This is a genomic window from uncultured Winogradskyella sp., assembly GCF_937958655.1.
In the GTDB taxonomy this organism is placed as follows: domain Bacteria; phylum Bacteroidota; class Bacteroidia; order Flavobacteriales; family Flavobacteriaceae; genus Winogradskyella.
In genome coordinates, this window is sequence record NZ_CALGNH010000062.1 from 11,454 (window position 1) to 35,970 (window position 24,517).

Consider the following 24,517-nt stretch of genomic DNA (forward strand, 5'->3'; position numbering starts at 1 on the left):
TTTATGATTTATTTAGAGGGGTAATGTTTAATTTATTGACAACAAATTGTCCTAACTGTCGTCCTTGTGTTAAACCTATATCTATAGCAGCTCTGTAATGAATACCTCCGTAAAGCCTACTTACAGCAGCTTCATCGGCAGCTTTATTAAAAGATTCGAAAGATCGTATTGGTAGTCCGTATGGGATTTCCGTATCGTCATCAAATTGGTAATTATCTCCAAAAATTGCTGTTAGAACTGTGGATGCAGATCCTGAAACTACAGAATGACCGCTAGTGTACTCTGGAAACGGAGGGGTTTGTAGTATCGGTTTCCAACTATCATCAAAATGCTGATTTATCAAAGTTTCTGGTCTAATTAAATTACTTCTATACTTTTCATCCCAGCAACTAATAAAGCCTTCAAAAATACCAATAGACGTTTTGGTGTAAGCGTTTACCGTATTTATAAAATCTAAATCATTCTTTCTGCAAGCAATTTTAGTAATCCCTATCCAATGTGCCCCAGGAGTAATCTTCTTAGTTGCAAACATTAAATGGCCTCGAGTAATAGAAACATAAGGATTACAATCCCAAAATTGTGCAATCTGCACTTCCTCTGAGCTATCGCCTTTTGCTGTTATCTCGTTACTAATGTTGTAAACCTCTTCTAATTCTTTGTGAAATTTTGAACCCTTTTCCATCGAGAACGCTGGTGGAGGTGCAGGTTTAAATTGGGCTGCGGAATCCATTGTAAAAGGTCGTATTTTACTCCAGTGCGGCTCAATACCATCCATATATGCTGGTGGTGTTGGTTGCCATCTTGAAGGATCGTCTGAATACACCGAAAATTTGGGCATAGTCCTGGTTTCTTTATAGTTATCCTTATCCATCCATTGCCCAATAAAATCGGCAACTTGTAAACCATATTTTTTTGAATTTTCAAATTGAGTTGGGTTGGTTGTATTCCATTTTGTATACAAGCTATCCCTAAAGGTCTCTATCTTTTCCTCTGAAAAAATAAGACGCTTACTTAACTCTATATGTGCAACCAAAGCTGCTAATTCAAAGTTTAACTGAGTGGTATCTTGTGGTTTTGGAATAGCAAGTAGTTCATCCACATGACCAACCAATGAATTGTATCCAGGTTGTTGATACGCCATAATTTCATATGCTGCGATATTCGGATACGCAAATATTCTACTCGCAACTGGAGGTGAGAAAATATCATGCACCATCACCTGGGTTACCTTATCTACAGAAGCATGAAAATCTTCTGATGTCACTTGAATGTCTTCTTTATCTTGGCATGACCATAAGGTCATAAAAACTACTATTAATATGATAAACTTCTTCATTATTTTAAAATTTCATAAACCTCAGCGGCATCATTATTATATGTAACTAGTAAATACGTTTTATCAAAAGCATTTAATAAATCTAAATGCCTAACTGATTTATTTTGTAAATTAAGCCCTAAAGTATAACCTAACTTAATGTCTTCGTCATTCTTTATTAAAGCTCCAGAAAATCCATCGAATCTGCCATGGTAAGGTTTTACACCAAAATAATTTCCTGCCACTAAAACTTCAGTTTGTTTGTCACCATCAAAATCAGCACCTAAAAATGCCAAGATAGGTGACGTCTGCAAGGATCTTTCGAAAGGGACAAAAGAAAACTTACCACCGTCATTTCTTAAATACCCTGATGCAAGCGTATGTACTTCTAAAATCTCTGCTTTAGATAACATGTCTTTATCGAAGATGTCATTTATTGACTTTCCAGCAAAACTATCGTAGGTATTAAACTTTTTTCGCAAAAACACTAATTGACTACTTAAGTCGTCTAGTCCCATAACAGGGTAATACGCTCCTTCTTTTTCTATGCAAACAATAGTTTCGGTTTGTTTATTGTTGTCGAAATCTGCATAATACATCTTTAACGGATACATTTTAGAGGCCTTAAATTTTGAATTTAATCCCCAATTACCTAATAAATAATCGGTATCACCATCATTATCAATATCAAAAGGATAAATACTTTGCCATAAGCCGTTCAGTTCATCATTAACTAGGTTAACTTCTTTTAATTCTCCATTTTGATTTTTAAAGAATTTTGGAGTCATCCATTCGCCAACAACGATAAGATCCTTCTGACCATCATTATCAAAATCATCCCATGTGGCATCAGTGACCATTCCTGCATTTAATTTTTGCGCTGAAAAATCACCATTTTCATTAGTTAAAATTACAGATTTGGGTGCTTTACCAAAATCTGAAGTTATCATATGGTTTCCAATAAAAACATCTAAATCGCCATCACCATCTATATCAGAAGTTTTAACTACAGAAGAATTTTGAAAAGCCTCAGGTAATTGTTGGTTAACAAACAAACTATCATTGTTAATTAGGTAAGTGTCTAGTAGCGATTTTGATTTACCATAAAAATCAGCACCACCAGTACCTATAATAATATCATTCTTATTATCGCCATTAAAATCTGCAATGGCTGCAATTACATCCTCTTTAATAGCTAAAGCTTTTAAACTTGACTCCTCCTTTAACACAAATAAAGAGTCATTTTGTATATAAATTTGAGCTTTAACACGCTTAGATCCACCAAAAAACAGATCAGTTTTAGAATCGTTATTAAGGTCACCTATTGCCACAGCTGGCCCTCTATCGGACGCTTGATACGGCATTAATTTTTGTCTAATAAAATCCGTATAGTTGTCTTCTTTATGCTTAAAATCTATACCCAAATTATTATCAACTTTTTTAAACAGAGTATTATTTGATGCTAAAGCCAAAGATTGAATCGGTTTAGAATTCTCTTGTGAAACAATTTGAGTTTGATTCGCTTTTAAATTATATAAGACCTGATAGGTTTTATCTGGCCATTCTATTCTTAAAGAATCTAGTTGCGTAGATTCTCCCAGTCCAAAATGAATAAATGGCTCTGATGAGGCCTGAAATCCTCTGATGGTATAGAATTCTCGATACTGTAAATTGCCATCGGTATATCCGTACAACTTTGACCCAATTCCATTTTTATTCTTAGCAGTATAATTTAGCTTAATCTTTAAAAAGTTTTGTTTTTCTGAACCTTTATTGATGTATAAGGTTGGGGCTTGATTAATATTGTTCGTTATAATATCTAAATCACCATCGTTATCCAAATCGGCAATCGCCGTTGCTGTAGAAGCAATAGTATCCTTAGCTATCCAACGATCTGACATGTTCTGGAAGCTGATATCATCTGATCCTTCAAAAATATAATTGTGAACTTTCCCAGACGGCATATTATCTAAGGCTTCCTGGTCTACAAGTTTCGTATTATTTATTTTCTGTTGAATTTGATTACTCGACAAAAACTTGATATAATCTAAGTTATTTGGTCTTTTAGGAATACCATTGGATATGAATAAATCTTGATTTCCGTCATTATTAAAATCTGCGAATAAAGAACTCCAACTCCAATCTGTAGCTGCAACATTAGCCTGCAATGCTACTTCTTCAAAATGACTATTTGGTCTGTTAAGGTAAAGCATGTTTCTTGTAAACTGATAATGATACCCATATTGTTCTAAACGCATTTTTTGCGTTTGGATATTATCATCCCCTTCTGAGCTTTTTAACACCGTTTCATCTTCTGGCAACATATCTAAAGACATTAAATCTGGCCAACCATCTGCATTTATATCGGCAACATCGCTACCCATTGAGAAACGTGATGTATGCCCAAAATATTCTCTTAATGATTCTTTAAACGTGCCATCTCCATTATTTATGTAGAAATAATCATCTTCATGAAAATCATTTCCAATATACATATCTGGCCAACCATCCTTATTAAAATCACTAACAGCAATACCTAAACCATAACTATTTACACCACCAAATATGCCAGCCTCCTCACTAACATCAGTGAAATAACCATCATCATTTCTTAAGAGCTTATCTCCAGTTTGTTGGTTTCGCTCAAGTCTTAAATTAGCGTGGCCATAGGAATCTTGAGTATGAACAGCATGATTGAGTAAATACATATCTAAATCACCGTCTTGATCATAATCCAAAAATGCTGCGTTAGAGCTATAGGTGTCAAAGTCTAATCCGTATTTTTTTGATTGCTCAGTAAAGGTGTTATCACCGTTATTTATAAAAAGTTCGTTATATCCTGTAAATCCGTTGATACCAACAACGGCACATACATAGATATCTAAAAATCCGTCATTATTAATATCTACCATTACGGATCCTGTATTCCAAGTGCTAATGCCTTCTATCCCTGCGTTTTTAGAAATATTTTCGAATTGCAGATTACCCTTATTGAGGTATAATGCATTTTTAACCTGATTGCCAGAAAAAAAGACATCTGGTAAACCATCGTTATTAATATCGCCTATAGCTACACCTCCACCGTTATAGAAATAGAGGTAATCTAAAATGTTTAGATCGTCAGTTTCTGTAATGGTATTTACAAAATCGATTCCTAGATCAGAAGCTTTAGGATTATCGAATAAACGCTCTTTATCTTTACAACTTGTAAAGACGAGTAGAATGATTATATACCAATGATGTTTATTCATTTACACGAAGTAACTTAGGCTTGCTATTATTAATACCTACGATATAAAATAAATTTCCGTTATTATCTTTTAAAGGAGAAATATTTTTAATCTCACCTTTTATGAAAAACCCACTTGTATCGTAATCTTGCCATTCAAAATTTAATGCCCCATCGCCCAATAATACATGGCCATAACTGGCGTCTATTCTAGAAAATTGCGGTTTAAATTCATAATTATTCCCACCCATTACGAGATCTAAATTTCCGTCGTTATTGACGTCTGCACAAGAAATATCGCACACACAAGAAAACTGAACCTTGTTTGGTAGTGACTTTATGGTAAAATCACCATTACCTTCATTTATAGCAATAACAGACTCGGCAACATCGACAGACTTCACAATAGACTTATCTAATAAATCTTTAGAAAATAGCTGATCCATTGATCTTAACGCATAATCTGATGCTTTAAGATTTTGCTTTTTTAAAGACACTAATTGGGCTGTAATTTCTTTTTTCTGATGAATTGGATAATCTTTACCATCTCTGTGTTGGGTAATTATTTGCTCTATAGTACCGTTATTATCAAAATCATTTACCCACATTTTAAGCGGTGCATCGGGTTTTGGTTTATAATGAATATTTGTCCCATTATTTCCAAGAATTAAATCTTTGTCTCCATCATTATCTAAATCTTCAGCGTATAAAGTATTCCACCAGCCATTAAGATTAGATAAACTGGTTTTAGACGACCCAAGTTGCTTGCCATTATTATAAAATACATTGACATTCCCCCAGTCTGAGGTTGTAACAAGATCTTCTTTGCCATCATCATTTAAATCTGTCCAAACGGCATCCGTTATCATACCAGCATCCTTGGTGTGGTAAGCAATTTTTTCTGTGGCATCTACAAAATTTCCATCTCCCCTATTTTCTAAAAACAAGTGGTTAGGATTAATACCGTAAATTCCAATAACGCTTCTAGAGCCTACAAATAAATCTATATCTCCATCCTTATCAAAATCATTTGGTGCTATTACAGAGACGTTGGTGAATGTTTGAGGTAGTTCTTTTTCAGAATTACTAAAAGCTCCTTTACCGTTGTTTATATAAATTCTTAAACCATTTTTGGTTTTATCAACACTTTCATTTCCACCACTACCTACTACTAAGTCCAAGTCATTATCGTTATCTACATCAACAAATACAGCCTCTATATCTTCAAGATCTGCATGGATTGTAAAACTTTTTTGATTATTCTTTACTAACTTACCGTCTCCAAGGTGTGTATAAAGTTGTGCTGCTTGGCCTTTGGCTCCACCAATAAAAACATCATCATTACCGTCCTTATTTACATCACCAACAGCAACAGCTGGTCCTTCTTGAGATAGCTTACTAGGAATTAAGCCTTCATGGTCAAAATCATTAAAACTATTCTCTTTATGTGTAATAAATTTTGAGGTTTCTATTGGGCTGAAAAATGACTTCTTTACACCACTTTTTAATTTAGGTAAATAAGTATCCTTTGCATCTGCCTGAGCTAAATTGAGTGTTTTATTTGCTTCTATAGTTTTAAATAATTGTGTTTTATCATTGGGCCAGATAACTCTTAGAGAATCTATAATCTTATGTTCGCCCAACCCAATTGTTAATGGATATTCCATTGAAGATTGAAAGCCTCTAGATGGCATTAACTCTTGGTACAGCTCATTACCATTAAAATACAATCTAACTTTAGCACCAATTGCGAATGGGTTTTTAGTATCTCCCTTAAGAACCAATTTAACGTAATTATTTTTAGTTATAGATTCTGCATTGTTTTTATAAACAAAAGCCTCAATATTTACGTTGTTTACCACTATCTCCAAATCGCCGTCATTATCTAAATCGCCATAAGCTACACCGTTGGACATACTTAATTGCTCCATGCCCCAATCTTTAGAGGCATTTTTAAAAGTAAGGTCCTTATTATTTTGAAACGCATAATTTGGTAAAGGCTTTATTGGCATTTTTTCTATGATTGAATCAATAGCTGTTTTCTTACCTGTGAGCGCTAATTTTTGTACGATTTCATTGGCGAAAAAATCAACGAAATCTAAATCCGTTAAATCATGGTTAATCCCATTGGTAACATATATATCTTTAAAACCATCGTTATCCATGTCAAAAATTAATCCTGCCCAACTCCAGTCCGTAGCTTCTACACCACTGTAGTAGGCTATTTCAGAAAAAGAACCATTACCATTATTTAATTGCAATGTGTTTTGAATGTACTGCTGATGAAAGTCTTTTTTCTGTTTTATTTCAAAAATATTATAGCCTTCAAATTCCATTACAGCCTTAACACGCTCTTCTTTTTCTGGAAGCATATCGGTTATAAAGATATCTTGAAGTCCATCATTATTAATGTCTGAAATATCTACACCCATAGCAGATAAGCACAAGTGAGATGTGTAATCCTTTATGGATTCGGTAAATGTACCGTCTTGGTTATTGATGTAGAAATAATCGCGCTCGTAGAAATCATTAGACACATATAAATCTGGAAATGAGTCATGGTTGATATCCGTAACCATAACACCTAAACCAAAACCTATTAAGCTGCCGTAAATACCAGCTTCTTCGCTCACATCCGTGAATGTATCGCCTTCATTACGCAGCAACATGTCACCAACTCCTCTAAAAATATGAGGCACGTTTTCCCAATCTTGAGCTCTAACATCGCGTTGCTCAGCATACCCTAAACTACTTACCGGAATGTTACTATTATTAAGAATGTAAGCATCTAAATCACCGTCTTTATCGTAATCAAAAAATGTGGCATGGGTAGAAAACCCAGTCTTTGCTAAATTAAAGTCGCTCGCTTTTTCTGTAAAGGTTAAATCCCCATTATTAATGTACAAATCATTATCGTGGTTATTTCCTTCCATGTTGCCTGCATTACTAACGTAGAGATCTAATAAGCCATCGGCATTAATATCTACCATAACCACACCAGTTGACCAAGGTTTGTCTCCACCAACTCCTGCAGATTCGGTAATATCTTCAAATTTTAAGTTTCCCTTATTGAGATACAATTTATTGGTGCCCATGTTAGCCGTTAAATAAATATCCGCTAAACCATCGTTATTAATATCTCCTATAGCAACACCACCACCATTATAAAAATTTCTATATTTAAAAATGTTAAAATTCTTCTGATTCTCAATTTCATTCTTAAAGTCTATACCTGTTTGATCTGATGGTAGTAAAGTGAATAGTGTGTCGGTTTGAGCAATAGAATCTTCAGTTTTAACCTCAGCGTTACATGATACTGCAACAAAGATAACACTTGCACAATAGATTTTTATTAGGGTTTTCTTAAGCATTTTCTTTTTCATTTTGGGTAGAATAATATACGCTCTTTATTACGTCCTACCACATAATAATCTTGGCCTTTATAGTTTAGAATTTCAACATCCCTGACCTGTCCAAATATATCAAATAAAGCTAAATTTTCTATGTTAAAAAACCCATTTTTATCGTTAATTAAAACCACACCTCTATTAGCGTCTAATCGCCCTATTTGTGTACTTAATTCAAAATTATTACCTGTTAAAATAACGTCTTTATAGCCATCTTTATTTAAATCTTCTACAAGTATGTGATGTATAGAAGAATTTTGGACTAACAACGGTAATTTATGCACTTTAAATGTTGCATTACCTAAGTTTTCAAAATAGCAAGTTTCTAACAAATTGACTTTTTTATTCTTTGATGTCTTTAGGTTATATTTTCCGAACAATTCTTCTATGGTTGCATTACCAAAATCAGCATAGGATAGAAATTTTTTATTCAGCTTAGGCAACTGCTTTGAGAGTTCGTCCTTTGTAGCAATGGTCGTTTCTGTTCCATCATAAAAGTAGGTTACAATAGTCTCGGCAGTACCATTATTGTCAAAATCTTGCCTGTAGAGTGTAATTGGCTCTTCTTTGCTAGCTCTTAACCTTGTGTTTAATCCCCAATTTCCTGCCATAAGATCTATATCCCCATCATTATCAAAATCTTCTGCCACTAAAGTATTCCACCATCCAGATGTTTTATCTAAGCTTTTATCTTTATGTCTCCTTAAAATTTTTCCATCATTAAAAAAAATTGTAACTGGCATCCAGTGCCCTACCATAATGGCATCCTTAAAGCCATTACTATCTAAATCTTGCCAAATTATATCATATACATTACCTACACTTTTAAAATCCTCACTCATTTGGTCTGTAACATTTGTAAAATTACCGCTACCATTATTTTGAAAAATATACTGATATGGTGTTTCTCCAAATTTATGAGGTATTGCATTGGCAACTATACAAATATCCTTATCGCCATCGTTATCTATATCTACTGTTGAAATTTTTGAAGCATTAATTTCAATATTTTGAAATTGTATAGTATCCTTTATGATTTCTACTCCGTTAAAATAGTATAGACGAGGCCTCATCGCTCTACCAGATTTAAACTCGTTGCCGCCACTTGCTACTATAATTTCGTTTTCACCATCGTTATTAACATCTAATATTGCAATGGCAGTATCATCGCTATTATGGTCTTTTTTGAATACCTCAGAGGATAACATTGTAAACCCATTATTAGTATTTTGCAACCAAATTTCTAATGGTTGTTTTTTTGCGCCTGTTATAACAAGGTCTTCTAAATCATCTCCATTAAGATCGCCTATTTCTATATCTGGCCCATTATTAGAAACACTAAACGGTAATAAAGGATCTCTACTAAAATCAGAAGTTTCCTGATCTTTGTGTGTATAGGTAATTAGAGATTCTATAGGTTCAATATTAGTGTATTTGGTAGTCTCAACATCCTCATAATAATTACCTAATGCTTCTGAAAAATGCACACTTAGTTTTTGATTAACTTTTGGCTTCACTATAGTTTGCCATTGTTTTGTTGGCCATATTATCTGCAATGAGTCAATAGTGTTTTCTCTACCTAATCCAAAATGTAACTTTGGTGTTTTTGCAGAAAGATAACCTGTGCTTGTGTAATTTTCGGCCATTATTGTCTTTTCTTTCGTATAAATTATAGCTTTGGCGCCGATACCATTTATATTGTTTTTGTGGCCTTTAAATTCAAGTTGAAGGTAATTATTTGTTTTTTTTAGTGCTGTGTGATTCTCATATATATTAGCCTGTTGGTCTACTTCATTTACAATAATATCTAGATCTCCATCATTATTTAGGTCTGAATATATAGCACCATTACTGAAGGTTGCTTCGTTAGATATCCATTTATCTGTCATATCTTCAAACGTTAATCCATCTCTATTTCTAAACATGTAGTTTGGTACTTTACGTTGCGGAAGTTCTTTAATAACCGTCTTATAGGCATTTGTTTTATTATCTATGTCTTTTGGTATCGTGGTATTAGAAATAAAATTTATAAAATCCATATCATTAGTAATGCCCTTAATGCCATTGGTAATGTATAAATCTTTATAGCCGTCGTTATCAAAATCTGCAGCTAAGGGAGACCAAGACCATTCTGTTGCCGCTATACCGCTTAAAAAACTCAATTCAGAAAACGTTTCATTTCCTAAATTAAGATGAAATGTATTCTGCATAAATTGATGATTATAGTCGTTTTTAATATAACGTTGGTAAATAGGATAATTGTACTCTGCAGCGGCACTTTTGAGTGTTCTTAAATCTTCGGGAAGCATATCTAAAGACATAAGATCTGGTCTTAAATCATTATTAAAATCTACTGCCACATTACCCATTGAAAAATGAGACGTATGCCCTAGTGCTCTGTCGTTAGAATTTATCTCCTTAAACGTACCGTCTTTTTGATTAATGTATAGGTAATCATTTTCAAAAAAATCGTTACCTATATAAATATCTGGATAACCATCGTTATTTAAGTCACTAACTGAAATACCTAATCCATAGCCAATTGTGCCCTGTGAAATTCCTGATTGCGAAGAAACATCAATATACCTTCCATTGTCATTTCTGTATAACCGATCACCTGCTAAAACGTCATAGGTTAATCGTTTTCGCCCATTACCGTAATTGGCATTAGGATATAATGAGTGATTTAACAAATACATATCCAAATCACCATCAAGGTCATAATCAAAGAATATAGATTGCGTAGAATAGCCTGAAAAGTTCAACCCATAATCCTTACTTTGTTCTTTAAATTGAGGTACTCCATCGGCAGTTAGGCCCTGATTTACATAAAGTAAGTTATGACCATTTAGATTAAGGTGTTTACCCACTTTACAGACATAAATATCTAAAAAGCCATCTTGATTAATATCGACAACCGTTACGCCTGTTGTCCAAGGTTCTTTATTATCGATTAATGCTTGTTCGGTTACATCTTGAAACATTAGATTGCCCTTATTCAGATAAAGTTGATCAGCAACTGTATTACCAGTAAAATAAATATCGCTTAAGCCATCATTATTGAAATCTGCTGCAGCTACTCCTGCTCCATTATAAAAATAAAGGTAATTTAGAATATGTAGACTTTCAGAATTTACAAGTTGATTATTAAACGTAATATTAGAATTTGTAACTTCTGAAAACAATAAATTTTTATTCAAATCTGTATGACACGAATAAATAAAAACAACAAAGAAAGATAAAGAAAAGATTCTTCTCATTAACAATACTAAATAATACAAATATAAAAGAGAGCTTTTAAAAAGCTCTCTTCTAAAATAATTGTTATATATATAGGTTAGTAACCTGGGTTTTGCACCAAGTTTGGATTTAAGATCACTTGACTTGCAGGTATAGGGAACAACTGCTTATCTGCATTGTTTACCGCTGATGGATCTTTAAACTCCCAATCGCGAGTATACTGACCAAAACGAATTAAATCATTTCTTCTCCATAATTCAGCATATAGCTCTCTACCTCTTTCATCAATCAAATCCTGTTCAGTTAAGGTTGCTAATGGTGGAGTATTACCATTACCATTTCTTGCTGCTCTTAATTCATTAACTAAACCAAGTGCGGTTTCTGAAGAACTACCACCTCTAAATATGGCCTCTGCCTTCATTAAGTGTGCGTCAGAATATCTGAAGAAAATTTCGTGCTCTGTAAAGCCACCAAATCTAGGATTATATTTCATTACTCTGACACCAGTAACTTCGTTATTATCTACTAAACTAGATTGACCAGTTGCAGTACTTGTAAATTCTCTAGTAAATGCTAAAGGCGCTCCTGCTCTGTCTTGTAATGGAGTTCCATCAATATCAAATTGTTGACCTATCAAGAAACCGAAGCCAACATTAGACCCTTCAGTCCCAGCCGCGTCACCAGATGGTGGCACACCTCCTCTACGTTCTTCTTGTCCGTCAATGGCATTACCACCATTAGCATCTAATCTATTTTGGTTCATATCACCTTCAAATAAATCATAATATTCGGCTAATGTACTGAAGCCATTCCAACCTCCACCACCTGCAGTAGTAGAATTATAATGTAAACCATTAAAAATTCTGTTACCTACACCTGTGTTGATGTACCAAATGGTTTCTGTATCTGCAGATTCTCTAAAAATATCAAAGTATCCAGAGGATTCTAATCCAAATCCTTGTGCAGCAATTTCATCAACCAAATTAACAACAGCGGTCATATCGGCAGCGTTGACCGTGGAGCTCGTGTAGATATGTTTGTTTAATAACAACTTAGCGTATAAATACCTTGCAGCTTCTTTACTTCCTCTCACATTATCACCTCCAGCTGATGCATCTGGTAAACCAGTAAGAGCTGCTTGTATATCAGCCTCTATAAAATTAACAGCATCTATACCAGTTAAAACTTCTGGATCAATTACAGGATCTAAAGACGTATCTCTAAAAGGTACTTGACCAAAGTTATCTAAAATCACATACATACCTAAAGCTCTCATAAAATGAGCTTGTGCTCTATCTTCCGCTGTAGGATCTGATCTTTCATCTAAGATTTCACTGGCCAAAATTTGCTGTTGATTCCATTGATTCCACACCGTTGTGATAAATTGATGATCTGGAGTCCATGAATGTTGGTGTAACTGTCTCCATATTCCATTATCTCCCCAATCCGATCCTCTAGTTGGTATTAAGAACGCATCAGTGGTTACCTCACTTAAGGCAAAGGTATTCGCTTGATCTCCAACATATCCTCTGATATTGTTATACATACCTCCTACTTGAGACTCAGATTCTTCTTGTGTTAAACCATTAAATCTGTCAGCTAAAGTTGCTGTTCCTGTTGAGTCAATTTCTAAATCCGTACATGAATAGGTTACTGTTATAATGGATAACAATAGTAACCTTCCAATTACATTTAATTTTCTGTTATTTTTCATTTTTCAATTTTTTTTTAAAACGTTGCATTTATACCTAAGGTAAATGTTCTTGGTCTTGGAAAAGACGTATAATCAATACCTGCACTAGGTATCCCGTTAGCCAAAGCTCCAGTGTTCGTTGAAACTTCAGGATCAAGACCGCTATAATCTGTTATTAAAAATACATTCTGTCCATTTAGAGACAGTCTAAAAGAATCAAACACACTATCCTCGCTTAATTGGAAATTGTAACCTACAGATAATGACTGTAGTCTTACGAAATCACCCTTTTCAAGATATAATGTAGAAACTTCTTGAGATAATAAGCCAATTCCATCAGGTGTTCCATTTCTAGAAGTTTCAAATGTTGGTCTATTCAAGAATGCATTAGCAGTATTGTTGTAGACATAAAATCCAAATTGTCCTGCAAAGAAAGCAGATGCATCAAAATTTCCTTTTCTAAAATTCAATGACAAACCTGCATTTACATCTGGTAATGCGCTTTTCCCAACAAAATCTTTATCATCAGCATTAAATCCGTCAGCATCAAATTCTGCCATATAATATGCAAACAGAGGTTGTCCTTCTCCAATACGTTGAACAAAAGCACCTGTTAAACCTGGACCATTAATAGGACCTAAATCCGCTACGAAACCTGGCTGTAAATCCTCTACTACATTATCATTATAAGAAATATTAAAATCTGCTGAAAAGGTAGTATTATCTGTATTTACAAAATCATAGCCTAGAGAAAATTCTACCCCTTGATTTACCACAATACCCTCTTCTAAATTCTTAAAAATGAAAGGGTTTTGTGCTGGAGCCGCTGCAGGGCTTAAAAACAATAAGTCACTCGTTTCTCTTCTGTAAACATCTATAGTACCTCTAAGACGGTCACTGTTAAAACCAAAATCAAGACCAACGTTATAATCCGTTGTACTTTCCCATCTTAAGTCTGAACTAGGCAAAGCAGACGTTTGACTACCTGGTCTATTAACGTCCCCACCGTCTGATATACCTGGGCCTTGAAGTGATCTCGTAAAAAATGCACTACCAGCACCTAAACCAGCCTGATTACCTACCACACCAGCACCTATTCTAAGTTTCAAAGTCGATACCTTATCCCCTACAAAATCTTCTTCATTAATTTTCCAAGCAAAGGCACCAGATGGATAAAAACCATATTGTTCTGATTGACTAAATTTAGAAGAACCATCCGCTCTAAAGGTAGCCGTTAATAAAAATTTGTTTTTAAAAGTAAAATTTAATCTACCGAAGAATGATTGTAATTCCTCATTAAATGCTTCAAATCGATTATACCATAATGATCTATATCGTCCTGTTACGCCATTTGGCAATACACCAGTGTTATCATCTAAGGTGTTAACGAAACTTCCATTATTTTGATCATATCCGTATTGAAGAAATGGTGTACCACTCTGATTTAATACTCTATTAATAGAATTAACCGAATTTTCTAAAGCATCATTCATTAAGCTTAGGTTTGTCTGACCAATTCCCCAACCTTGGGCATTAAAGCCTTCTCTTGAAAAATCTTGAAAAGAATACCCTACAAGTGCATCAATCGAAAAATTATCAGAAATGTCTTTTTTATAATTTAATGTTGCTTCTAATAAATTACTAACTGCATCTAATTCATTTCTAGATGCTTGCCCATTGCCTGTGATTCGTCCACTATTATTGTAGCTCGCAGAAACAGCAGATGTTGCGAAAGCGTCAGAATAATCATAACCTAAATTTACTTTAGCTGTCAATTCTTTAGTAAAATCATATTCTACAGAACCGTTTAATAAATAACGGTTAATTTTAGTTTCACCTAAGAAATTATCTAAAATGTTTCGAGGATTTAGCCTATTACCCGCAACAAAGAATGTTGGGTCATTAGGCCATGTTGGTGGTGCAGAATATGCGGCACCAATTAAATTACCACTAGCACCTGCCTGTCCACTAATCTGTGGAGCTTCATCATTTACACGAGATGCGGATAATTGTACATTTAATCTTAATTTGTCATTTAAGAATCTATGAGACGCATTTATTCTACCTGTAATTCGTTCTTGAGATGAATTTTCTATTACACCTTGCTGATTTCCGTAAGAAAATGTTCCTCTAACATTTCCGTTTCCATAATTTCTAGAATACGATAAATTATTAACTATAGATAGAGGACTGCGTGTAATAACATCCTGCCAATCGGTATCTGCACCTGTATCATCAAAATCTGGAACTGGATTACCAGTAATAGCTAACTGTTGCGCTCTATATTGATCTGCATTAAACAAATCGAACTCATTTGCTGGAGTTGAACTACTGATATTAGTAGAAAATTCAAAAACACCACCACGGCCAGATCTTCCATTTTTTGTTGTTATAATAACAACACCATTGGCTGCTCTAGAACCATAAATGGCAGTTGCAGACGCATCCTTTAATATAGAAATACTTTCAATATCACTTGGATTAATAAAGTTTAATGGATTTCTTGCTGTATCGCCACCATCAACAATACCACCAGCCGAAGGAGTCGTTCCTTGACTAGGCAAAGGAATACCATCAACTACAAATAACGGGTTATTACCAGATCTAATAGAGTTAGAACCTCTAATTCTAAATGTAATACCTGCTCCAGGCTCACCACTTGTTTGTGTTAATTGTACACCTGCGGTTTTACCTTGTATTAATTGTTCTGGTGAAGATATAACACCGCCATTAAAATCTTTAGCTGAAACAGAGGACACTGCACCAGTTGCGTCTTTAACGGTTGTTGTACCATAACCAATAACTACAACCTCATTAAGGGCTGCCGCGTCTTCCTCTAACACTACATTAATGGACGAACGGTTGTTTACTGGAATTTCTTGTGTTTTGTAACCCACATAGCTAAAAACTAATGTTGCTTCGGAAGCCACATCATTAATAGTGTAGTTACCATCAAAGTCTGTTTGAGAACCATTTGAGGTCCCCTTTACAATTACATTTACTCCAGGCAGTGGGCCAGAAGCATCAGAAACCGTACCTGTGACAGTTTGTGAATATAGTAGTCCACCCATAAAAAGGAAAACACTACATACAATTTTGCTTAAAAGATTTTGTGTCATACGTTTAATATTAGTTAATTAGATAGATTAGTTGTGAAATTATGAATATAATCTCATAATTTTATCAATTTAGCTTACTAAGCTCATTCATTTTTGTCAACTTCGCAAAAAAAATAGTTAAAAAAAACCAAAAAAAGAAACGAAAAGGTTTTCGTAAAATTTTTTAGGACTATATTTCGTTCAGATTGCAAGTCATAATTAGCGCCAAAATCAATTCTATTCATTAAACTAATTAAAGTTATTTGTAGGAGATATTTCATAAAACCATGACCAAAACAACTTTAAAAGAAATTGCCGAATCTCTAGGTATATCCATATCTACTGTATCTAAAGCTCTGAAAAACTATCCCGATGTTAGTCAAAGGACCAAACAAAAAGTCATAGCAGCAGCAAAAGCATTTAATTATTCCCCTAATGTCTTTGCGCAAAGTTTAAGAAGTAACCGATCTCAAACTATTGGACTTATAATACCGAGTACAGTACATTATTATTTTTCTAACATTATTAATGTCATCTTAAAGGAAGCTGAACTAAAAGATTATATGGTTATAATATTGCAGTCTAACGAGGACTTTGAGCTTGAAAAAAAGCAAATCGATTTGCTTATTAACAAAGGTGTTGATGGTATTTTAATTTCATTATCAAATAATACTAATGACTTTAAGCATCTTCAAAAAGTTATAGATTATAATATTCCGCTAGTTTTATTTGATAAAATAACAAAACTCATTCGTTGCTCTAAAGTAATTATTAATGACATTAAAGCATCTTACGATGCCGTAACTTATCTTATAAATAAGGGGTATCGACGCATTGCATATTTTAGAGGAGATCTAAATCCTCAAAACTCCATAGATCGCTTTCTTGGTTATAAAAAAGCACTTGAAGATCATAACATTAAATACGACGCATCCCTTGTTTATATTTGCCCCAAAGCAAATTTTGAAGAAGGCTATGCTAATACTAAGAAGCTAATTGAAGTCGATAAAAAAAATATTGACGCTATATTTACCATTACAGATTTAACAGCTATTGGAGTTATTAATTATTTAAATGAGCATAAGATAAAAATACCAGATGAAGTTGCAGTTTTCGGCTTTAGTAATTGGTTTATGTCTTCTGTTATAACACCTACGCTTTCATCGGTTGAACAAAATGCCAATGACACTGGTAGAAAATCTTTTGAAATTCTTTTTGATGAAATTGAAAATAAACTAAAAGGATTAGAAATAAATCATCAAACTATTACAATAGATACTGAATTAATTATTAGAGACTCATGTTAACTGATTAAATTAGTAATGTCGCTTTCTTTAAGTATTGGATTAGCACCTTTCCGCGAAGCTACTAACGCACCAATAGCACAAGCTTTTTCTAAGATAACTTGAGGGTTTTCATCTTTTAATAATCCATTTACTAAAGTAGCTAAAAAAGAATCACCAGCCCCAACCGTATCTTCCACTTTTACTTCGTAACCTCTACTTCTGTACACTACACCTTCAATATATAATAGAGCACCATTAGAACCAAGAGTAACACAGATCTGTTGCGTATTTGTTCGTTCTGAAATAAACTTTACATTGTCAATTAATGAATTTGTACCAGAACCAAATTTTCTCGAGAGCTCTAATAATTCTTCATCATTAAATTTAATGATATCTGCTTTACACATAAAGGATAATAACTTATCTATAGTATAATGTGGAGGCCTTAAATTAACATCAAAAACTTTTAGAGTGGCAGATTCCAAAATTTGGCTCAGGGTTTTATAGGATGTTGGCATTCTTGCTGTTAGGCTTCCAAAAATAAAGGCATCAGATGACTTTACCTTATTTATTATGGCATCATTGAGCTCAATAAAATCCCAAGCACAAGGCATTTCTATGGTATATTTTGCGGAACCATTTTTATCCAATTGGACGTTAACATGACTTGTTGATTCATTAGATATTAACGGAATCAACGCTGTGTCAATACCGGAATCGCTTAAGTACTCTATAATGTTTTGCCCATCTGTATCATTACCTACGGCACTTATCATTGAAACATCATTACCAAAAGATTGTAAACGCAGGGCTACATTTAACGGTGCGCCGCCTATTTTCTTTTCAGTTGGAAACACGTCCCATAATACCTCTCCAAAACAAACCACTTTAAGCATCTTTAAGGAATTTTAAGTGTTTCTATTTTTAAATCATCAATTAAAAAACTTTGATCCTCGCTTACAATTGAAAAATCATCAAAAGGTGCGTTAGGAAAAAATAATTCAGTCATAACGTACATTCCGTTATTATAAAACACCTCAACAGAGGTTTTGTCTAATACAATATCAATATTCACTGCTTTAAGTTGCGCAGTGTAACTAGCTGTAGATATTTTAGGCGCAAACTTTTTAGAAAAGTCAACTTTTCCAGATTGTCGCCTGTCTATAAAAAATGTCTTATTAGCGTTATCTAGCCCAATAGTCAAAGTATCTCCTAGAGTATTGTAAAATTTAACGCTATACATGAAATTTTTCAATTGGCTAAGTGTGAAGCTCAATTTTGCTTTAGATAAATCAACATTTTTATCCTCTAAAAGGGAATGTTGTGTTTCAATTGAGAGCGCCTCCTTTTCTATGTTTTTCTCAACAAAATTATTTAACTCTGCAACTGGCTTACTTGCTATATAATAATCATTATTTTGTTTTTTTAATTTTAATGTTCTTGGAATTGTCATGGTGCTTCTCCATTTATATGTAGGTACATCGCGTGCGTAATCCCAATTAGACATCCAACCAATAAATAGTCTCCTCCCATCATCTTCTGGGATATTAGACCATGTGACTCCGGCATAATTGTCTCTTCCGTAATCTAACCAAACAGCATTCTCCCTTTTTAATTGATTAGCAAAAGCCCAATCAAGTGTAAAATTTTGCCCGTTAAAATCACCGATAAAATATTGCGTAGCACTACCTCCATTGGGGCCAGAAGGATTTATACTAACCAGTAAAACCCATATTTCTTCATCAGTTCCTTCAACTTTTATTGGAAATAAATCAGGGCACTCCCAAACACCTCCATGCTCACCTTTGTCCGCACCAAATTCAGATTGGAGCGTCCAGTCTATTAAATTAGCCGAACTATAAAACATAATTTTATTTCCAGCCGCTAAGGACATAATCCATTTATTGGTTTGATTATGCCATATAACTTTAGGATCTCTAAAATCTTTAATCCCTGGGTTTTTAATTACTGGATTATCACTGTACTTCGTCCAAGTCATTCCTTCATCAAGTGAATATGCAATGCCTTGCGTTTGAAAATCGATATCTCCCGCTTTTTCACCATCCATATTATGATACGTATATATAGCAACAACAGGTGTAACTCCATCTTTTCCAAATCCTGAAGTATTATCTTTATCTACGACTGCACTACCCGAAAAAATTAGACCTAACTCATCTGGGTACAACGCAATTGGCTGCTCTTCCCATTGAATAAGATCTTTACTAGTGGCATGTCCCCAATGCATCGGACCCCAAACATTACCTTCTGGGTAATGCTGAAAGTATAAATGATAAGTCCCATTTAGATAAAACATACCGTTAGGATCATTCATCCAATTGGCTTTTGGTGTAAAGTGATAATTAGGTCTATAAAATTCTTCATCTAAATTTTCAGCGGAAACAATTGACGTTTCAGTTTCAGAACCTTTATATTCTTTACAACCGAATGTTGTAATTAAAGTGATAACTACTATAATAAAAGTGCGTTTAATGGTTCTCATATTATTTATCTTTTCGTATTAATTTTTTACTTAACTCTTCTAACGAAATCCCTTTGGTTTCTGGCATCATAAATATGACGAACAACAACTGAAAAACCATCATTATAGCAAATACCATAAACACAGTTCCTGCGCCAATTGATGAAAACAAAACTGGCACTAAAGATGGTATTATTGCAGCTAACACCCAATGTGTAGAGGTCCCAAAAGATTGACCACTTGCTCTTAAATGGTTCGGGAAAATTTCAGAAATATACACCCAAATTATTGCACCTTGTCCGATAGCGTGAGCTGCAATAAATAGAAATAAGAATATTGGTACTGCTAAGCCTTCCCATTCCAAGAAAAATGCCATTGACACTAATGATAATGAAATAATATAACCTATTGAACCCATATACATCAATACTTTTCTACCTAATCGGTCAATTAAAAACACACCTAACAGCGTAAATATCAAATTAGTAACGCCAATACCAATACTACTCAAAAGCGCTGTACTTTCCCTTAAACCAGCTTCTTCAAAGATTCTTGGCGCATAATATAAAAAGGCATTAATACCTGAAAACTGATTAAACATCGCCACTAAAAACGCCAACATCAAAGGAAAACGATATTTCTTCATAAAAATAGTCTCCCCTTTAGAATGGCTTTGACTTTCAATCTTAATCTTTTCCATCAATTCATCTGCATTTCCATCAGGATTAATAAGTTCTAATACTCCTTTTGCTTCATCATCTCTATTCTTAGAAATTAACCAACGTGGACTTTTAGGCACAGTGAATATTAAAATTGTATAAATCAACGCAGGAAAAGCCTCCACACCTATCATCCATCTCCAAGCATTTTCTCCAATAGTTCTGAGTAAATAATTAGATAAAAAAGCAATTAATATTCCCAGAACAATATTAAATTGATATAAGGCTACTAATCGTCCTCTGTCTTTAGCTGGCGAAATTTCTGAAACATAAGCTGGAGCGGCAATTGTAGATGCGCCTACACCAATACCGCCTAAAAATCTAAAGAAGGCAAAACTATAAGGATCATTAACCAAAGCTGAGCCAATGGCCGAAATTAGATAGAAAATCCCTATCCATATTAAGGTTTGTTTTCTTCCTAATCGATTTGTAGGAATTCCACCAAACAACGCACCAACAACTGTTCCCCATAAGGCCATGGCCATTACTACTGAACCGTGGAATGCATCAGAAGATTCCCAAAGTGCTTGCAATTTTTTATCGGCACCAGAAATAACAACGGTATCAAAACCAAATAAAAATCCGGCCAATGCAGCAGTAATAGACCAAGCCAATATTTTTTTATTCATTTTCGTTTTAATTATATGCCAAAAAGTTAATAAAGATTTTTGTTTTCAGTTCTTGTCTGGCTATCAAATTCATCTTTAAACTACCGAAAAGGTTTTCGGATCTTCTAAGCATTTTTTAAGAACTAAAGAAATTAACTTTATGAAAATATGGTTATATTTTTTTTCTAATTAATTTATTAATCATGAAATCAATAGTCTTTTTTCTCCTAGCCTTATCAATATTAAGCGGTAACGCGCAAAACGACGGCTGGCATATTTCAACTAATCAAAATACCGATTACACTGGTGTTGTAGTTTCTAATGGTCAGTTAGGGATTTTACCATCCCACAAGGTGTTTAAAACCCGTCAAGTAATTATGAATAATGTTTACGACAAAGAATCGCCACTTGGAGTTAGTCGAATTCTTTTGGGTATTCATTTTCAGAACATAAAAGTAGAAATTGACGGAGAGTTAGTTACTGACAACAACATTTCCAACTGGATTCAAACACTAAATATGAAAGAGGCTGCCTTCACAACACAGTTTGACTTTAAAAATAAAGCGCATATCGAATACACCATGTATGCTTTACGTAATGTCCCACATGCTGGTTATTTGGATGTACAGATTGTAGCTAAATCTAATATTAAAGTAAAAGCAACGGCTTCTATCGAAACTCCAAAAGAATATGATAACCCAAACAGTACCTTCAGAGTTTTAAGAGATCTTGAAACCACCATGCCAATCCTCCAAACGGTTGCTAAAAGCAGATTAGGTAGGCACATTGTAGCAGCTTCAGGTACATTTATTTGGCACGATATTAATAGTACAAGAGAACATTTAAGACCAAATCTTGTTCACAACAAAGTATCTGAATATAACAATCAACTTTCTTTTGAAAAAGCGGTTAAAAAAGGAGATGATTTAGAATTTGCTTGGACAGCCGCACAAACGTCAACTCAAAATTTTAGCGATCCGCAATCAGAATCTGAACGCTTTGTAATTTTCAACCTTTTAACACCAAGAGAAGATCTTTTAAATCAGCATAAAGCCTTATGGGAAAAACTCTGGGAAGGAGATATCATAATTGAAGGCGATTTGCAATCTCAGCAAGACGTCCGTTTGGCATTATATCATTTATATGCTTTTGGTCGTGGAGATAACAACCTCAGTATTGCACCAATGGGTCTGTCTTCACAAAATTATAATGGTCATATATTTTGGGATACCGAGCTTTGGATGTATCCACCATTATTACTACTCAATCAAGATATTGCGAGATCCTTAGTTAATTACAGATCAGATCGCTTAGATAAAGCTAAGCAGAAAGCCATTAATTTCGGTTACAAAGGCGCTATGTTTCCGTGGGAAAGCGATGATACTGGTGAAGAAGCAACACCAGCGTGGGCACTTACAGGAACGTTTGAACATCATATAACAGCAGATGTAGGCATCGCTTTTTGGAATTATTACCGTGTAACAAAAAATAAAGCGTGGTTAGCAGAAAGAGGTTATCCTATGCTAGAAGCCATCGCAGAGTATTGGGTAAGTCGATCTACCAAAAATGAAGACGGAAGTTACAGTATAAAAAATGTGGTTGGAGCCAATGAATTTGCACCCAATGTAGATGACAACGCCTTTACAAATGGTGCCGCAATAACAGCACTTCAATTTGCAAATTTAGCTTCTAAAACTTTAGGATATGGCGAAAATCCTACATGGAAAACTGTAGCCGATAATATTAAAATACATCGGTTCCCAGATGGCACAACTATGGAACATAGCAAGTACGCTGGAGACCTCATAAAACAAGCAGATGTTAACCTATTATCATACCCTTTAAATATTATTAATGATAAGCAAACGATTTTAAAAGATTTACGCTACTATGAGCCAAAACTAGCAGAACAAGGTCCTGCAATGGGTAAGTCCGTCTTTGCTGTCATTTATGCACGCTTAGGGGATGCAAATAGTGCCTTTAGATTATTCAAAGAAAGTTACGAGCCAAATAAAAGAGCACCATTCGGAGCTTTGTCTGAAACAGCTACCTCAACACATCCTTACTTTGCAACTGGTGCTGGTGGCATGTTACAAACCGTATTATTTGGTTTTGGAGGACTACACGTAACCGAAAACGGGATAGAGCAAATAAACCCAATACTACCAAAAGCTTGGAAATCGTTAACAATTACTGGTGTAGGTCCTTTAAAAAAAACCTACACAGTAAATTAAGACTATTTAATTTAAGCACGATACTATTCGTTGGGGAAATTTTTATAGTGAGGTATAAAAAGTTATGGTAATTTTTAACTTATGAATTAGGAAAATATAATGATAATACTCATCTCTAAGCTCTTATGAAGAAATTACACATTATTAACATTTCTATAATTGGCAGTATTAATAAATTAAGATACCAAGCACTGCTATGATAAATTGAAATATAAATTATTTAAGCCTTCCTTAATCGGAGGGCTTTTTTTATGGATTAATTAAAAGTTTTGAACATCATATTTATTTTAACTTAAATCTCTTATTATCAATAGTTTAAATAAATGGTAATTACATTGAATTTAGATAGCTAGATAGAACAAATAATTAAAAACTTTAGTATAAAAACTAATTTTAACCAACTCAACAGAGTTTTACCAATAAATTAATATGAGTCAATTAAACAAATACAGTAAAACCGTTACCCAAGATCCAACGCAACCAGCTGCTCAAGCCATGTTGCATGCTATCGGATTAACTAAAGAAGACTTCTTTAAACCTATTGTTGGTATTGCAAGTACAGGTTACGAAGGTAATCCTTGTAACATGCACCTCAATGACTTAGCAAAATTAGTTAAGGAAGGTACTAAAAATGAAGATGTTGTCGGTTTAATTTTTAATACTATTGGTGTAAGCGACGGTATTTCAATGGGTACACCAGGTATGCGTTACTCATTACCTTCTAGAGATATTATTGCAGATTCTATGGAAACTGTAGTACAAGCCATGAGTTATGATGGTTTGGTTACAGTCGTAGGATGCGATAAAAATATGCCAGGTGCACTAATGGCAATGATCCGTTTAAATCGTCCATCGATATTAGTATATGGAGGCACTATTGATTCAGGTTGTCACGAAGGAAAAAAATTAGATGTCGTTTCTGCTTTTGAAGCTTGGGGAAGTAAAGTTGCTGGTACCATGACAGAAAATGAATATCAAAGTATCGTAGAAAAAGCATGTCCAGGCGCTGGGGCTTGTGGAGGTATGTACACCGCAAATACTATGGCATCAGCAATTGAAGCTTTAGGTATGACGTTACCATTTAACTCTTCAAATCCAGCATTAAGTGATGCTAAAAAAGAAGAATCGATAAAAGCCGGTGAAGCTTTAAGAGTTTTACTCGAAAAAGATATTAAACCTTCAGACATCATTACAAGAATGTCTCTT

General features: G+C 34.2%; 12 protein-coding genes. 3 read left to right on the forward strand and 9 right to left on the reverse strand.

The features are described from left to right. Position 1: 1 nt before the first annotated feature. From Q0800_RS11450 to Q0800_RS11475, 6 genes are all read right to left on the reverse strand, one after another. Complete coding sequence (locus Q0800_RS11450; protein ID WP_299129729.1) at positions 2–1,336, reverse strand: vanadium-dependent haloperoxidase; 1,335 nt, start codon at positions 1,334–1,336, stop codon at positions 2–4. Beyond that, entirely contained in the window at positions 1,336–4,566 is a 3,231-nt protein-coding gene (locus Q0800_RS11455) for a VCBS repeat-containing protein (RefSeq protein WP_299129731.1), read from the reverse strand. Before Q0800_RS11455 ends, Q0800_RS11450 begins: the two co-directional genes overlap by 1 nt. Then, the gene (locus Q0800_RS11460) at positions 4,559–7,915 is read right to left on the reverse strand and encodes a VCBS repeat-containing protein (RefSeq protein WP_299129734.1); all 3,357 of its coding nucleotides are present in this window, start codon (positions 7,913–7,915) and stop codon (positions 4,559–4,561) included. Before Q0800_RS11460 ends, Q0800_RS11455 begins: the two co-directional genes overlap by 8 nt. 8 nt (positions 7,916–7,923) lie before the next feature. Then, a complete protein-coding gene (locus Q0800_RS11465) occupies positions 7,924–11,211 on the reverse strand; it encodes a VCBS repeat-containing protein (protein WP_299129736.1) in 3,288 nt (1,095 codons plus the stop codon). A gap of 77 nt (positions 11,212–11,288) precedes the next feature. Then, positions 11,289–12,905, reverse strand: a complete 1,617-nt coding sequence (locus tag Q0800_RS11470; protein WP_299129738.1) for a RagB/SusD family nutrient uptake outer membrane protein — start codon at positions 12,903–12,905, stop codon at positions 11,289–11,291. 14 nt (positions 12,906–12,919) lie between these two features. Continuing rightward, a complete protein-coding gene (locus tag Q0800_RS11475) occupies positions 12,920–16,003 on the reverse strand; it encodes a SusC/RagA family TonB-linked outer membrane protein (RefSeq protein ID WP_299129740.1) in 3,084 nt (1,027 codons plus the stop codon). A 266-nt stretch (positions 16,004–16,269) separates the two neighbouring features. Between Q0800_RS11475 and Q0800_RS11480 the strand changes: the two genes are divergently transcribed. After that, complete coding sequence (locus tag Q0800_RS11480) at positions 16,270–17,289, forward strand: LacI family DNA-binding transcriptional regulator (protein ID WP_299129742.1); 1,020 nt, start codon at positions 16,270–16,272, stop codon at positions 17,287–17,289. Here the strand turns inward: Q0800_RS11480 and Q0800_RS11485 are convergent. Genes Q0800_RS11485 through Q0800_RS11495 form a run of 3 tightly spaced genes read right to left on the reverse strand, consistent with a single transcriptional unit; the run spans position 17,286 to position 21,098 of the window. Continuing rightward, positions 17,286–18,164 carry a carbohydrate kinase gene (locus Q0800_RS11485; RefSeq protein WP_299129745.1) on the reverse strand — a complete coding sequence of 293 codons (879 nt, stop codon included), beginning with the start codon at positions 18,162–18,164 and terminating at the stop codon, positions 17,286–17,288. The genes Q0800_RS11480 and Q0800_RS11485 overlap by 4 nt on opposite strands. Before the next feature lie 2 nt (positions 18,165–18,166). Next, entirely contained in the window at positions 18,167–19,771 is a 1,605-nt protein-coding gene (locus Q0800_RS11490; protein ID WP_299129748.1) for a glycoside hydrolase family 32 protein, read from the reverse strand. A 1-nt stretch (position 19,772) separates the two neighbouring features. Continuing rightward, a complete protein-coding gene (locus Q0800_RS11495) occupies positions 19,773–21,098 on the reverse strand; it encodes a sugar porter family MFS transporter (RefSeq protein WP_299129752.1) in 1,326 nt (441 codons plus the stop codon). Positions 21,099–21,280: 182 nt separating this feature from the next. Between Q0800_RS11495 and Q0800_RS11500 the strand changes: the two genes are divergently transcribed. After that, positions 21,281–23,311, forward strand: a complete 2,031-nt coding sequence (locus Q0800_RS11500) for a glycoside hydrolase family 65 protein (RefSeq protein ID WP_299129756.1) — start codon at positions 21,281–21,283, stop codon at positions 23,309–23,311. 429 nt (positions 23,312–23,740) lie between these two features. Then, positions 23,741–24,517: dihydroxy-acid dehydratase (locus Q0800_RS11505; protein ID WP_299129759.1), on the forward strand; the 777-nt coding region annotated here is incomplete at its 3' end.